The organism is Rhodococcus sp. ARP2, assembly GCF_001029585.1.
Lineage (GTDB): Bacteria > Actinomycetota > Actinomycetes > Mycobacteriales > Mycobacteriaceae > Rhodococcus_F > Rhodococcus_F erythropolis.
Map to the genome: position 1 here is coordinate 77,612 of NZ_LEKE01000068.1, position 14,534 is coordinate 92,145.

Below are 14,534 nucleotides of genomic sequence, written 5' to 3' on the forward strand. Positions count from 1 at the left end.
GCACGATATCGACGGTACCCGGGAGCGCTATCCGGCGGCGCGCACCCGGTCAGCGCTGCGACTGTCGACCTCGGGCGCCGTCGCGCCTTTCAGTCCGGCCACTTTGGCCGCGATGTTCTCGGCGATTGTGATCGGCGGGTATCCCACCTCGCCCGGTTCGAGAGTCCCTGGCAGTGCTTCGATGACGGCGTCGTAGTTTCCGTCGAAAAAGAATGCGGCAGAGCGACGTCGGATGATCTGACCATCGACGATAGGTGGGTCGACTCGGTGCACTGTCGAGCGCCATCGGTCGTTCGTCCAGCGTGCCATCGCGTCGCCGAGGTTGATCAAGAGTGCGCCGTCGGCAGGTTGGACGTCGTGCCATACGCCATCGGCACTCAGAACTTGAAGGCCCGGAACTTGATCTGCCCACAGGATGGTCAAGATTCCGAAGTCGGTGTGAGCGCCCATTCCCGTCATGTCGCCGGAGATGCGGATCTCGCCCTCAGGCAGTGCGTAGTTGTTCATCTTCATCGCGTCGATCGAATGGTCGAGCATCGAATCGAAGTACTCGGGCTGCAATCCGAGGGCGTCGGTAAAGGCGCACATCAGGATTCGTGCCAAGCCCTGGGCATGACGGAAATACTCTTCGATTGCCGGTCGGAATCCGGGCGCGGCCTCAGGCCAAGTGTTGGCGGCGTAGCTGGACTCGGGTAGGTCGAGGGCCGGATAGTCGCTCACCTCTGTACCCACGACTATTGCTTCGTAGAAATCGTTCATCTGGTTCGCAGCGGCGACGCCCAGGCTCATGCTGAGTGATTCCGACTTCGGTGGCGAGTAGCCACGGTTCTCGGACGAGGGACGGCGATAGTTGTTCTTCACCGTCAGTGGGAGAGCAAAGAACTCGTCGAGAGCGTCGGCCAGTCCGTCGGTCGCCGATCGTGGAATGCTGTGTCCGACAATCTGTATGAATCCGACCTCCCGGCACGCGCGATCGAGTTGAGCTGCCACTTCCGCACAGGCAGTGCTGTTGGTGGCGTTTGCAGCCGATGCCTCGCCGGTGAGGTACGGGCTGATATCGATCGTAGGGATTTCGAAGGCGGGAATTTCGTGGGTCATTTAAAGTCCTTGCGGCCGGACGTGTGCCACTTACCGACGAGCACACGTGAGAGGAATCCAAAGGCAGAGAAGACGAGGACGCCGAACACCGACGCGATCACGATCGCGGCGATCAGATCCTCGGACTGAAGGCGGCTTCGGTAGACGTCGAGCAGGGTCCCGATCCCGGGTTGTCCTTTGGCGAAGAACATGTCGCCGATGATGGCACCGACGACCACAAGGCCGGAGGCGGTGCGGATGCCGGTGAGAATGGCCGGCATTGCCGCTCGCAGTTCGAGTTTCACCAGTCGATCCCAACGCGAGGCGCGGCCGAGGGTGAAGAGTTCGTGCAGTCCGCGATCGACCGATTGCAACCCGAAGTGTGTGTTGGTGATGATCGGGAAGGCCGCGATGAGAACGCACACCAGGGTGCGCGCGGTCATGCCGTAGCCGAACCAGAGCCCGATGAGGGGGACGATGGCGAGGATGGGAATGACCTGCAGCACAACGGCATATGGATAGACGATCCGCTCGATCCACTTGGCCTGGCTCATCAGCACGCCGGTTCCGACGCCGACTGCCACCGCGACGACGAAGCCGACCAGCGCAACCTGTGCCGTCACTGCGAGGGCTTCGAGCATGGGAGAGAGGTGTTTCCAGTCGAGTAGCGACTTCGTCAGTACTTGACTCGGCGGCGGAAGGAGAAATCGACGTTCCGGGGAGAGAACGAGGTAGCTGACGATCGACCACGCTGCGACCGCGCCGGCAAGTGAGAGCAGCGGATAGAGCAGGAAGGTGCCGAGCGCTCTCATTCGAGAGGGCCGTCCGGACTGTGCCTGTGCTTGCGCCGTGGTCGCAGAATCATTACGAACGGCGGTATTGCGTACGGTGGTGCCCTGTTGTACTGCAAGGACTTCGGTCATCGTGAGCTCCCATGGAGGCTGGCCGAGATCTCGGCGACATGTTCGGTGTATCGGGCGTCGTAGCGCAGTTCCGGGCTACGCGGGTACGGGAAATCGATGTCCACGACCGAATGTATTCGTCCAGGCCTGGCGGTCATGACGACCACCTTGTTTGCGAGGTACACGGCTTCGGATACCGAGTGCGTGATGAACATCGAGGTGAACCCTTTGTCGGTGTAGAGCCTTTGGAGCTCTACCTGCATCTCCAGTCGTGTCATCTCGTCGAGCGCACCAAAAGGTTCGTCGAGCAGCATCACAGCGGGTGCGAGGGTGAGCGCACGCGCCAACGAGACACGCATCTTCATTCCGCCTGACAACGCATTGGGCAGTTGTTTCGCAAAGTCCGCAAGGCCGACTGCGCGGATTGCCTCGTCGGCGCGCAACTTTCGCGCTGCTTTGTCGCCGCCACCGAGTTCTGCCGATAATTCGACGTTGGCCTGCACGGTTCGCCAGGGGAGCAGAGTCGGCTCTTGGAAGATGAAGCCAACTGATTCGGTGTCGAGGGCAACCGCACCACTGGTCGGTCGCTCGAGGCCGGCCGCCATGCGCAACAAAGTCGACTTGCCACAGCCGGAGGGTCCGACCACGGCGACGAAGTCTCCTCGCTCCACGTCCAGATCGATGCCGTCCAGCGCGACAGTGCCGGTATCGAACTTCTTGATGACATCGGAAAAGACCATCTGCATCGGCGCGGTGAGCTTGCGAGCGTCGGCATCCTGCATCGTGTTCGCGAGTTCCATCTGAGCCTCCGGTTCGGTAATGCATGCAAAAGTTCTTCAATATGTAGGAACTATCTTGAATTGCATGTATGTCGCCTAGATTGCTGAATGTAAATGTGAGGTGACATTGCAGGTGAAGCGAGAATACTGGCGCGCGTTACCTGATGGAAACAACGAGGCGATTGCATGTAATCCACGTGCTGCAGAGTGTGCTCATCGGATCACCCTTCTTGGTTCGCCCACATCCCAATTGTTTTCACGAAGGAGACGCTGTGTATTCAAATCGCAAGGTGTATTCCAATCGCAGAAGTGTGGGAGCGGCGGGCGCGGCACTGGCCATGTGTGCAGCCATCGGATTGACTGCGTGCAGCTCCAGTGAGGCTGAGACGACCAAAGCCGAATCTCTCGAACCAGCTGCCGAGGCGCAGAACCTTGCTGGTCTCTGTCCGGAAAACGTTGTGGTTCAACTCCAATGGCAGCCACAGTCGGATATGGGAGCGCTCTTCGAGATGCTCGGTCCCGGCTATTCGGTCGACACCGACGACAAGTCCGTCAGTGGGACTCTTGTCGCCGGAGGGAAGGACACCGGAGTCGACCTGACCTTGCGGGCCGGGGGACCGGCAATCGGGTTCCAATCCGTCAGCTCCCAGATGTACGTCGACGATTCCATCACTCTCGGCTTGGTGCACGGGGATCAGGTGATCGCGGCAGCGGCAAGTCAGCCCGTTGTGGCCGTCACGCCATTGCTCAAATACAGCCCGGCAATCCTCATGTGGGACAAAGAGTCTCATCCGGACTGGACGAGTGTTGCCGATATCGGCAAGTCCGACGCGAGTGTCGTCGTTTCCAAGGAGCAACTCTTTCCGCAGTGGCTCGTGGCGAAAGGACTACTGAAGCAGTCTCAGCTCGACACGAGCTACGACGGAGCTCCCTCGCGATTTGTCGGTGACCCGACCATCGCTCAGCAAGGATTCGCGAATTCGGAACCGTACACGTACGAGAAGGAGACGCCGGCGTGGGACAAGCCGGTTTCCTATGACCTGCTGAAAGATTCGGGTTTCGACATCTACGCGTCCAATGTTTCCGTTCGTGCCGACAAGGTCGAGACACTCTCGCCGTGTTTGAGCAAGCTGGTTCCGATCATTCAGCAGTCCACCGCGGACTACATCACTGCGCCGGATGCGGCGAATGCTGCCATTGTCGACGTCGTCTCGCAGGACGTGTCGTTCTCTCCCTACACCGAGGGTGAAGCAGCATTCAGTGCCCAGCTCCTGAAAGAGAAAGGCCTGATCGCGAACGAGGCAGACGGATCCGTCGGCACGTTCGACATGACGCGAGTCGCTCACACCGTCGAAGAACTGAAGCCCATTCTGAACGCCGGGGGTGCGGCGATACCGCAGTCATCGCCTGCAGAAGAGATCTACACCGACAAATTCACCGATCGGTCCATCGGAATCCGCTGAAGGAGCTCACAGCAAATGACGTACGACATGACAGAACTCAACCGCGAGACCCGCATGGGTGGCCTGGGCACGGAGACCACCGACCGCGAGGTCCGAAGAATCGATCTCTCGGATTTCGAGAACCGGCGCAGCGAGATCGCCGAGGAGTTGTGGTCGGCAGCGACCGACATCGGATTCTTCCAAATCGTCAATCACGGAATCGATCTGGACCAGGTCCGCGAGGCTTTCGCGGCGGCCGAGCGATTCTTTGCACTGCCCACTGAGGTCAAAGCCCAGTATCCGCTCAAGAAGGGTTTCAACTCCGGCTGGGAGAGCATGACGCAGGTGCGTCCGTCCATCGGAACGCCTGATCAGAAAGAGTCCTACCAGGTGACCCGCCCGCATATGGGTGATCTGTGGCCCACTGCAGACGAATTGGGTGGATTCCGCGAAACGATCCTGGACTTCGAAGCCAAGTGCTGGGGCATTGCGATGGACCTGTTGTCGTGCTTCGCCGAGAAGCTGGGATTCGAACGAGACTTCTTCACCAGGGCACATGACCCGTCGGTGGCCACCTACCAGAGCACACTGCGACTACTCCACTACTTCCCCCTTGCCGCCGACGCAGATGTCGAAGGGATGTGGCGTGCCGGAGCGCACACCGATTTCGATTGCCTGACATTGCTTTTCCAGCGTGACGGTCAGGGCGGGTTGCAACTGTGCCCGGGCAAGGAGATGGACACCCAGGAATGGACGTCGGTGGTGCCGGCCGAGGAAGCGATCACCTGCAACATCGGCGACATGCTGATGAGATGGAGTGATGATGTCCTGCCGTCGAACTTCCACCGGGTCAAGAGTCCCGGAGTCACCGACTATCGGGGAGCCCGCTACAGCCTCGCGTTCTTCGCTCAGGCGAACCGCGACGTGACCATCGAGGGGCCGGCGGGCAAGTACCCGCCGATCACTGCCGAGGACTACATCGACCAGCGAGTACGCGCGAACTTCGCGCGTTGATCCGTATCCGTTCCGTCACACACTTTCAGGAGAACTGGCGATGACTACCGCGCCCAAGAACATGACCGACGCGATCATCCGGGACGTGACGTTGTACAGCGGCGGGCAATGGCTGGCCGGCCGCGACGTCGTCGTCTCGAATGGGGTGGTCGAATCGATCGAGAAGTCGACCGGCACCGCCACACCTGGAAGTGTGGACGGATCGGGGGCGTATCTGATCCCTGGGTTCGTCAACACCCATACGCACCTTCAGCAGTCACTGATGCGGGGGATCGCCGAAGGGACACCGCTTCTCGAATGGCTACTCGCGGTCGCAGAAGAGTCGGTTCAGATCACGCCGGAGCGCGCATACACGGCCACTGTCGCAGCCTCGCTGGAGGCATTGCGCAGCGGTACGACGACCCTGGTCGAACACATGTGGCCGCACCCGTCCAGCGAGGTTCACGACGCTGTGATCCGGGCGTTGCACGACACCGGGATTCGTGCGGTGCTGGGACGCGGAACCGCAGACCGGGCGGACAAGACGAGGAAGTGGGGCTTCGATCCGCGGCTCATGCAACCACTCGGAGATGTTCTCGCACATACGGATCAGATGATGCGCGACGTCGCAGGTTCCCGCATTGACGTGGCAGTCGCGGTACCGAACCCGCGTTCGCTGACCCCGGACGGGATGTCGGAAGTGCGTGAGTTCGCGCGGGCTCGCGACCTGACGGTCTCGATTCACCTGCTCGAGACGCAGACCGACAACACGATGTGTACCGAACACGCGGGCATGAACGCGGTCGACTACCTCGATTCCCATGGGTTCTTGTGGGACCGGGTGCTGGCGGTCCACTGCGTCGAACTCGACGACCGTGGTCAGAAGGTGCTGGCGGAGCGCGGCGTCGGAGTGTCGTACAACCCCGTCAGCAACATGCGCCTCGGTAGCGGAATCGCGCCCGTCCCGAGTTTCCTCGACGCGGGGATCGCGGTGGGGTTGGGTGTGGACGGCGCAGCCAGCAACGATACTCAGGACATGCTCGAGACGCTGCGCACCGGCGCCTACGTGCAGCGAGCCGCGCGTGGCCGCGCCGACCTGCTCGGCTTCGAAGCCATGATCGACATCGCATCCGGCGGTGCGAACGCAGCACTCGGTCTGCCGGCCAGGTCTGGCGGGATCTCCGTGGGCGATCCCGCCGACCTCACCATGATTCGGTTCGAACGCGACTTCGGTTGCCTCCCGGTGCGAGATCCGGGCGCGTCCATTCTCACGACGGGCAGTCGTCAGATCGTGGACACGGTGATGGTTGCGGGCGAGGTCGTGCTCCGCGACGGGCACTCCACTCGCGTCGACGAGGCGGAACTGATCCGGACGCTCAGCGCTTTGTGACTGTGCTCAGTCTTCGCTGATCTCCATCTCGATCAGGACGCGGCGCAACAGCTTTCCGGTGGCGTTGCGGGGAAGTTCGTCGATGAAGACGATCTCGCGGGGAACCTTGTAGCGCGCGAGATTCGACCGGACGTGATCCTTCAGCTCGTCGGAGTTCTGGTCGGCGCCGTGGGCGACGACGACAAACGCTCGCAGGCGGTGCCCGAAGTCGGCGTCCTCGACTCCGATGACTGCCGCTTCCAAGACGTCCTCTCGATCGGCGAGCAGGTTCTCGACTTCGAGCGGGTAGACGTTCTCGCCACCGGAGACGATCATGTCGTCGTCGCGGCCGTCGACGAAGAGGAGGCCGTTGGCGTCGAAGTGTCCGACGTCGCCGGTCGAGAGAAGTCCGTCGATACGTTCCTTGTCACGCCCGTCGGTGTATCCCTCGAAGCTCAGCCCGCTGGCGACGAAGATTCTGCCGATCGTGTGTGGGGTGGTGATCTTCTTGTTGTTCTCGTCGAACAGTTCGACGTGACAGGTCACCGGCGCGCGGCCCGCGGTTCCCGGCGCAATGGTCAGATCCTCGGGAGTCGCGACTGTTGCCACCGCGACCTCGGTGGATCCGTACAGGTTGTAGAGGACGTAGCCGAACGAGGCCGTGACTCGTTTGCACAGGTCGGGTGAGAGTGACGAACCTGCCGAGAAGATGATCTTCAGGTTCGACGTGTCGTACTTGGACAGCACGTCGGGACCGAGGTCGATGATGCGAGTGAGCATCGTCGGGACCACGACCAGACTGTCGCACTTGTATTGTGCGACAAGTTTGATCGTGTTCTCCGGGTCGAACTTTCGATGCATGACGACGGTCTGGCCGAGCGCCAACGCGAGAGCGAACTGCGAGACGCCGGTTCCGTGGAAGGCGGGGGCCGCCATCATCATGGTCTGTCCGCGGCGCAACGGCACGCGGTCGAGGAACTGCGCCGACGCGAGAGGGGAGGTGTGGCCACGCGGCGCACCCTTGGGAGTTCCCGTTGTGCCGCTGGTGAGGAGGACGAAGCCACCGTTCTTCTCGGGTGCCGGCACCGACGACGTGGTGCGTCCGGCGATGGCCTCGTCGAGAGTAGCTGCCGTGGAACCGTCCGCGGCCGTGCCCTCTGGCCAGGAACGATAGACGACGACGTCGTCCGGCAAGGCATCGGCGATGTCAGCGAACTCGTCGTCGTAGACGAAGGCGACCACCTTCTCACGCGCGGCGACGTCCACGAGTTGGGGCCGTGCGAAGCCCGTGTTCATGAGAACGAGCTTTGTTCCGTTCTTCGCTGCCGCCAGCATGGTCAGGACCAAGCCTCGATGGTTACGGCACATCGCACCCATGACCGAGTCGGACGTGATGCCGTCGGCCTGCCACGCCCGGACCAACGCGTTGCTCTGACGCTCTAGCTCGGCATAGGTGATGGGTCCGCGCTCGTCGATGATCGCCACCGCGTCGTAGCCGTTCTCGGCGTGTGCATGGACCGGACCGGCAAAGGGTCCGTACTTGTCCACGGCTGCAATGGATTTGAGCCCGCGATCGAGGCGAGGGAACGGGACGAGTCCGGCTCGGAACATGACCCCCGCCGCGCCGATGGTGTCAGTGACCTTGGTGACCAATCCGGGCATACGTGAACCTCTTCCGAGCGTCGTTGTAGGACTGATTACACACTAATGGGCAATCAGGTTTCGGTGGTGAAGTTTCACGATGGCGACCGAGCACTCCGCCCCGCCACCTCGAAAGGTGGCGGGGCGGAGTGTTTCGGGATCGGGTCTGTGCGACCGTCACTTCAGTTCGACCGTCACTTCAGTTCGGCGGACGACTTTCCGAGCAGGCGGCGTGCGACGATCAGCTGCTGGATCTGCTGGGTGCCCTCGAAGATGTCGAGAATCTTCGAGTCGCGGCCCCACTTCTCGAGCAACGGGCGCTGCGAGTAGCCGTAAGTTCCGGCCAACTCGACTGCCTTGAGCGTCACGTCGGTGCCGGTGCGGCCGGCCTTCGCCTTGGACATGGACGCTTCGAGCGAGTTCGGCTTCTTGTTGTCCGCCATCCACGCCGCGCGCAGAGACAGCAGGTACGCGGCCTCCCAGTCGGCTTCCAAACGGATGAACTCGGCTGCAGCTGCATGCTGGTTGTAGACCGGTGTGTCGTAGGAGATCTCGACACCGGCTTCGGTCAGGATGCCGCGCAGTTCTTCGAGAGCCGCGCGTCCGACGCCGACGGCCATGGCTGCAACGAGGGGCCGGGTGTTGTCGAACGTCTGCATGACGCCGGCAAAGCCCTGCTCGACGTTGACCTCCGGGCTGCCGAGGATGTTGTCCGCGGGAATGCGGCAATCCTGGAGCAGGAGTACTGCGGTGTCGGAGGCCTTGATGCCCAGTTTGTGCTCGAGGCGAGCAACGCTCAGGCCCGGTGCGTCACGCGGAACGACGAACGACTTGATGGCCGCTCGGCCCTTCGACTTGTCGACCGACGCCCACACGACGATGTGCGTCGAACGCTCACCGGCGGTGACGAAGATCTTCTCGCCGTTGAGAACCCACTCGTCGCCGTCGAGAACGGCGGTGGTGGTCACTGCGGCGGAGTCGGAACCGAAGCTCGGTTCGGTGATGGCCATCGAGGCCCACACCTTGCCGAAACGTTCGAGCTGTTCGTCGGTGGACACTGCGGCGATCGCGGCGTTGCCGAGCCCCTGGTAGGGGATCGAGAGCATGAGTCCGACGTCGCCCCAAGATGTTTCGAGCGAGTTGAGGAGCGCAGACATGTTGCCGCCGTTGGCGTTGCCACCCTTGGCGCTCGCGTCGGACCGTCCGCCGCTGGCACCGCCGATGTCTCCACCGGAATCGGAGAGGCCTTCGACCATGGCGGCCATGGTGTCGAGCTCGACGGGATACTCGTGCTCAGCGAGATCGTACTTACGTGAAATGGGTCGGAAGATCTGCGCCGCGACCTGATGTGCTTGGTTCGCTGATGCTTTGAGCTTCTTGGGAAGTTCGAGGTTGATCATCGTGGTTCTCCTGGAAGTTCAGCGGCGTCAGATGAGGACGATGCCCTCGGCAACGCCGATGGCACGGAGGTCGCGGTACCAGCGCTCGACCGGGTGTTCCTTGGTGAACCCGTGTCCACCGAGGAGTTGCACACCGTCGAGGCCGATCTGCATGCCCTTCTCGGAAGCCAGCTTCCGGGCCAGAGCGGATTCGCGAGCGAAGGACAAGCCCTGCTCGGCGCGTGAAGCGCCGCGAAGCGTGACCAGACGCAGTCCGTCGAGTTCGATGCCGATGTTGGCGACCATGAAGGCAACCGCCTGGCGGTGGCTGATCGGCTCGCCGAACGCTTCGCGCTCGTTGACGTACGGAATCACGTAGTCGAGAACTGCCTGGCTGGTGCCGACGGCCATGGACGCCCAACCGAGGCGAGCCAGGCGAATCGCGTCGGCGTATTCGGCCTTGCGCTGCTCGGCGTCACCGTCGCCGAGCAGTGCGGACTCCGACACAGCGACGTCGGTGAGGATCAGGCGACCCAGGCCGGCGGCGCGCAGACCCATGCTGGGATCTGCTTCGACGACGAGTCCCTTGGTGTCGGATTCGACGATGAAGAAGGACGGCTTGCCGTCGAGTTCCGCGGCGATGACGAAGAGTTCGGACGTAGCCGCGGCGGGCACCAAGCTCTTGACGCCGTTGAGCTTGTAGCCGCTGGGGGAGCGCACTGCCTTGGTCTGCAGGGCAAACGGATCGAACAGTGCGCGTGGTTCGTTGACCACCACTGCTGCGCCGGGGACCTGCTCGCCGGTGAAGGCCGGAAGGTAGGTCTTCTGCTGCGCGTCGGTGCCCCACTGCGTCAGTGCAACTGCAACACCGCTCGGTGCGAGGATCGGAAGTGCAAGTCCCATGTCTCCGTGCGCAAGTGCCTCGGCAACAAGAGAATTGGTGACTGCGCCGCGATCGGCGGCTGCTCCGTCGAGTTCTTCGGGAACGTTGATCAGCGTGATACCGAGCTCGGCCGCGCGCTTGGAGAGATCGGCGGGGGCCTGAGCTGCGCCGTCGGCGTCGTAGGCCGCGGGACGCAGGATTTCGGCCGCGAACTCACGCACCGTCTCGACGATCATCTTCTGGTCGTCGTCCGGGGTGAGATCGAAGTAGTCGGCGTTCTTGCTCGGGTTGTCGGGCAGGCGCTTGGGTGCACCGTTGCCCGAAACCTTCTGGAATCCTCGAGTGGCGGCACCCAGGGTTTTGAAGCCCGTCTTGGTGCCCTCGTAGGTCACGCGATCGATGGTCTGACGCAGATTGAACTTCTCGGCCAGTTCCGAACCGGTGATCTTGGTAAGCACACGCATGGCTGCGCCCATGGCGTCGCGTTTGATCGGGTTCAGGCCGACGGCGGACGTGTCGCGGGGCGCACCCTTGGCGCCGCCGCGCTGCGCGCCCGATTCGCTGCGCTGAGCGCTCTTGTCGGGGGCAACACTGTCTTGCTTGGTCATGATCACCAGCTGTTTCTCGGTGTTGGGGCGTTGGACGATTTTTATCTTACTCATCAGTAAGGTCTGTTGTCGAGAAACCGCGAAATGATGCGCGTCATAGGCTCGAGGGGTGAGCCGGACAGAGGTGCCAGATCGGATACAGCGATATATGCGCTACGCGCCGTTGGTGGTGGTCCCGTGCCTGTTGATCGCCAGCACGTATCCGGGGGAGTATCGAGTTCCCGTCACCTACTGGATACTGTCGATGCTGTCGGCGCTTGCCTTCGTCGCCGGCCGTCGATGGCCGGTCTTCGCGTCCCTGGCCATCTCGGCGCTCGCCGTTCCGATGTTCGTCGCCGACGCCTGGGGGCTGTCCGAACTTGTTCCGTATCTCGGGGCTGTCGCCGTCGTCGACGTCACGATGCGGGCCGAGCGCAGAGAAATGGTTGCCGTATCGGCAGCAGGATGGTGCGGTTCGGTGCTCGCGGGGATCTGGTTCGAATCTCACGAAGCATTCTTCTCGGTCACCACGGCTGTGAAAGTGCTTGCGTACGTGGGGTTGCCACTGCTGCTCGGACTGTATCTGCGCTCGCAGCGTGAATTGGCCGCGAACAATCTTGCGCAGACCCGCGCTGCGGAGCGCAGTGCGCTCGCCCGCGAACTGCACGACCTGGTTGCACACCACATGGCATCGATCGTCCTGAGAATCGGCGTGGCTCAACATGTCTTGGCGCCCCAGGACGAGGCCGTGCGTGAGGTCCTCGCGGATGTGCGTGCGACGGCGTCGGATGCGTTGGCCGATATCCGTCGGCTTCTGGTCGCACTTCGTGATCCTTCGCTCGGTGAGGTCGCTCTGGTCGAGCCGGATGCCGTAGACGCGGAAATCGGTGCGGCGATAGATCGTGTGCGTGCGGCAGGTTTCGAGGTGCAGTCGGTTTTCGATACCCAGGAGAATGTCGAGTCAGGCGCAGCCGATCTCGACGCGATCGGGAGGCTGACGTTGTTGCGGGTGATTCAGGAATCACTGACCAACGTCATGAAGCATGGCGACAAGAAGGGGCTGGTATCGGTCTCGGTCGGTCGCGATGACAACCGGGTGCATGTCAGGGTTGTCAACGACGTCGAGGGATCGCCCCGGAATGCAGGTCATGGCCTGGTGGGAATGCAGGAGCGCGCGGAGTTGGTCGGCGGCGAGATGACCGCCGGCACGAACAGTGACGGGAAATGGGAAGTGCACGTGAGTATTCCACTGGTTGTCTCGGGCGGTGTCTCGTGATCAGCGTGCTGATCGTCGACGACCAGCGACTGGTGCGCGCCGGTTTGCGGATGCTGTGCGCTGCAGCCGAGGACATGACCGTGGCCGGTGAGGCGTCGAACGGCGTCGAGGCGGTAGCACTCGCTGCCGAATTGGATCCCGACGTGATTCTGATGGACTTGAGAATGCCCGGGCTGGACGGGATCGGTGCCACGCAGCAGATCGTCAAGGCCGGTCGTCGAGCACGCATTCTCGTGTTGACCACCTTCGACGACGACGATCATCTGTATCCCGCACTCGCCGCGGGGGCTTCGGGGTTCTTCGTCAAGGATACCGAACCCGCCGAGCTGCTCGGCGCCATTCGGCGGGTCGCCGAGGGCGAGATGGTGTTCACTCCGGAACTTCTCCGCCGCGTTGTGGATCGAGCGGTGATCGGTGGTATCGCAGACACTGCGGTGACAGAGAGGGTTCCGCTGACCGATCGCGAATCGCAGGTCCTCGCACTGGTGGCAGAAGGGAAGAGCAATCAGGAGATCGCAGACTCACTGCATCTGGGTGTGACCACGGTGAAGACGCACGTGGCGAACCTGATGTCGAAGACCGGTTGCGACAATCGGGTTCGCCTCGCTGTGTACCACTTGCAGAACTTTCAGTGACCGGAGTGCGAACCAGGCATCGGCATGTCCATCTGCATCGGAGCCGCCTTCTGTCCCGGTTCGAGGACGAGGAATTGGCCCATCATCCCTTGGTCCTCGTGCATCAGCAGGTGGCAGTGGAACATGTACGGGAACGTGGGATCGGTGTACTCGGACCACTGCAGTGCGACGCGAACCCTGCTGCCCGGCGGTGTGTAGACGGTGTCCTTGAGTCCGCGCAAGTGCGGCGGGGGAGTGCGACCGTCGACGTCGAGGATCTGGAACTGTACGTCGTGGACATGGAAATTGTGTGGCCAGTTGTCCTTGTTGGTGATCGTCCACACCTCGATCGCGCCGACCTCGGCCTCGAAGTCGATGCGGTTCATGTCCATTCGTTGCCCGTTGATCATGTACCACTGCAGATCGAAGGTTCGGGAAACGCTTGCCTTCGACGGATCGAGACGCGGCAGTACGGCCAACTGCGCCGGGAGAGTCGACCGTGACGCACGGCTGGCAACCCCCCGCAGCTCGATGATGTCGAAGCGGTCGTTCATGCCGAAGTTCTCGGCGTCGGAGGAACTCACGCCACCGCCGTCCTCGATCGGGAACGACACCAGTGTGGTCGTCGCACCGGGGTCGACGCGAACCACGATCTCGGCTCGTTCGCCGGGGCTGAGCTGAATCCGCTTGATCGCAATCGGTGATTCGAGCAGTCCGCCGTCGGTGGCAATCAGATCGAACGTGCGGTCGTCGGGGAACCCCAGGTTGTAGAGACGGCCGGAAGAGCCGTTCAGGATGCGCAACCGGACGACTCCGGTGGTGACGTCGAGGTAGGCGTCGGAGATGCCGTTGGTGACGATCGTGTCGCCGAGCAGGCCGATGTCGGTCGGATCTGATTCGTCGAAGCTGCCGTCGGCGAGGAATCGACGATCCTGGATTATCAGCGGAACATCGTCGACACCATAGGTTTTGGGGATGTCCAACGCCCGGGTGTCGGCTTCGTCGATCAGGAACAGTCCGGCAAGACCGCGCTGCACGTGCCGTTCGGTGGATCCGTGCGGGTGTGGGTGATACCAGAGCGTCGACGCCGGCTGACCGATCGTCCACGCCGGTTCCCAGCGTCCGCCGGCTTCGATGGTCTGGTGCGGGCCACCGTCGTATCTGGCGGGCAGATGCATGCCGTGCCAATGGACGGTCGTGGGCTCTGCCAGTGTGTTGTCGATCGTGAATGCGACAGATTCTCCGCGTTCGGCGCGGACGGTGGGCCCCAGAATGGATCCGTTGAAACCCCAAGTGTCGGTGAGTTTTCCCGCGACGATCTCGGTGGTCCCGGCACCGGCACGAAGTGTGAAGTGGCGAACACCTGCGTCGTCGACGGTGGATTCGGCAAGCGGCGGAATCGGTAGCGGACGCGAAGTTCCGGCCTCCGCCAACGTGGCGCTCTTCGCTGCCGGGTCGGCGCCGCAGCCCACCGCGAGCCCGAGGGGCGCTGCGGCCAGACCGAACAGAATCGTGCGCCTGGAAATCCGGTTCATCGTTCTCCTGGAAGTAGTGCGTGATCAACTACTTCCAGTCAACGGGCCGAGATGTCG

The 14,534-nt window shown here is 62.3% G+C and carries 12 protein-coding genes; 5 read left to right on the forward strand and 7 right to left on the reverse strand.

Going from position 1 to position 14,534, the window contains the following annotated elements:
• Positions 1-27: 27 nt before the first annotated feature.
• From ABX74_RS19305 to ABX74_RS19315, 3 genes are read right to left on the reverse strand one after another with little or no spacing between them, the layout of a single operon-like run.
• A complete protein-coding gene (locus tag ABX74_RS19305; RefSeq protein ID WP_047889474.1) occupies positions 28-1,098 on the reverse strand; it encodes an isopenicillin N synthase family dioxygenase in 1,071 nt (356 codons plus the stop codon).
• Entirely contained in the window at positions 1,095-2,000 is a 906-nt protein-coding gene (locus ABX74_RS19310) for an ABC transporter permease (RefSeq protein ID WP_047889475.1), read from the reverse strand. The genes ABX74_RS19305 and ABX74_RS19310 overlap by 4 nt, the downstream gene beginning before the upstream one ends.
• Positions 1,997-2,779: an ABC transporter ATP-binding protein gene (locus tag ABX74_RS19315; RefSeq protein WP_047889476.1), complete on the reverse strand. Its 783-nt coding sequence runs from the start codon at positions 2,777-2,779 to the stop codon at positions 1,997-1,999. The genes ABX74_RS19310 and ABX74_RS19315 overlap by 4 nt, the downstream gene beginning before the upstream one ends.
• A 251-nt stretch (positions 2,780-3,030) precedes the next feature.
• Between ABX74_RS19315 and ABX74_RS19320 the strand changes: the two genes are divergently transcribed.
• The 3 genes from ABX74_RS19320 to ABX74_RS19330 are packed head-to-tail and all read left to right on the forward strand — an operon-like array spanning position 3,031 to position 6,583.
• On the forward strand, positions 3,031-4,221 hold the full coding sequence (locus tag ABX74_RS19320; protein ID WP_047889504.1) for a nitrate ABC transporter substrate-binding protein: 1,191 nt from the start codon (positions 3,031-3,033) through the stop codon (positions 4,219-4,221).
• Positions 4,222-4,236: 15 nt separating this feature from the next.
• Complete coding sequence (locus ABX74_RS19325; RefSeq protein WP_020907141.1) at positions 4,237-5,214, forward strand: isopenicillin N synthase family dioxygenase; 978 nt, start codon at positions 4,237-4,239, stop codon at positions 5,212-5,214.
• A 40-nt stretch (positions 5,215-5,254) separates the two neighbouring features.
• The gene (locus tag ABX74_RS19330; protein WP_047889477.1) at positions 5,255-6,583 is read left to right on the forward strand and encodes an amidohydrolase family protein; all 1,329 of its coding nucleotides are present in this window, start codon (positions 5,255-5,257) and stop codon (positions 6,581-6,583) included.
• 6 nt (positions 6,584-6,589) lie between these two features.
• On the opposite strand, the gene ABX74_RS19335 is transcribed toward ABX74_RS19330, so the two are convergent.
• The 3 genes from ABX74_RS19335 to ABX74_RS19345 all read right to left on the reverse strand — a co-directional run bounded on the left by ABX74_RS19335 (position 6,590) and on the right by ABX74_RS19345 (position 11,079).
• Positions 6,590-8,224 carry an acyl-CoA synthetase gene (locus tag ABX74_RS19335; RefSeq protein WP_003942348.1) on the reverse strand — a complete coding sequence of 545 codons (1,635 nt, stop codon included), beginning with the start codon at positions 8,222-8,224 and terminating at the stop codon, positions 6,590-6,592.
• Between the two features lie 173 nt (positions 8,225-8,397).
• Positions 8,398-9,603, reverse strand: a complete 1,206-nt coding sequence (locus ABX74_RS19340) for an acyl-CoA dehydrogenase family protein (protein WP_003942363.1) — start codon at positions 9,601-9,603, stop codon at positions 8,398-8,400.
• Positions 9,604-9,630: 27 nt separating this feature from the next.
• Positions 9,631-11,079 (reverse strand): acyl-CoA dehydrogenase family protein, encoded by a 1,449-nt coding sequence (locus ABX74_RS19345; protein WP_029255064.1) that lies wholly within the window; start codon positions 11,077-11,079, stop codon positions 9,631-9,633.
• Positions 11,080-11,221: 142 nt separating this feature from the next.
• Here ABX74_RS19345 and ABX74_RS19350 point away from each other — a divergent pair, with 142 nt between their 5' ends.
• Together ABX74_RS19350 and ABX74_RS19355 are read left to right on the forward strand one after the other, a co-directional pair.
• Positions 11,222-12,328, forward strand: a complete 1,107-nt coding sequence (locus ABX74_RS19350) for a sensor histidine kinase (RefSeq protein WP_029255065.1) — start codon at positions 11,222-11,224, stop codon at positions 12,326-12,328.
• Positions 12,325-12,963 (forward strand): response regulator, encoded by a 639-nt coding sequence (locus tag ABX74_RS19355; RefSeq protein ID WP_047889478.1) that lies wholly within the window; start codon positions 12,325-12,327, stop codon positions 12,961-12,963. The genes ABX74_RS19350 and ABX74_RS19355 overlap by 4 nt, the downstream gene beginning before the upstream one ends.
• Here ABX74_RS19355 and ABX74_RS19360 read toward each other — a convergent pair.
• Positions 12,957-14,477, reverse strand: a complete 1,521-nt coding sequence (locus tag ABX74_RS19360) for a multicopper oxidase family protein (RefSeq protein ID WP_047889479.1) — start codon at positions 14,475-14,477, stop codon at positions 12,957-12,959. The genes ABX74_RS19355 and ABX74_RS19360 overlap by 7 nt on opposite strands.
• Between the last annotated feature and the right edge of the window lie 57 nt (positions 14,478-14,534).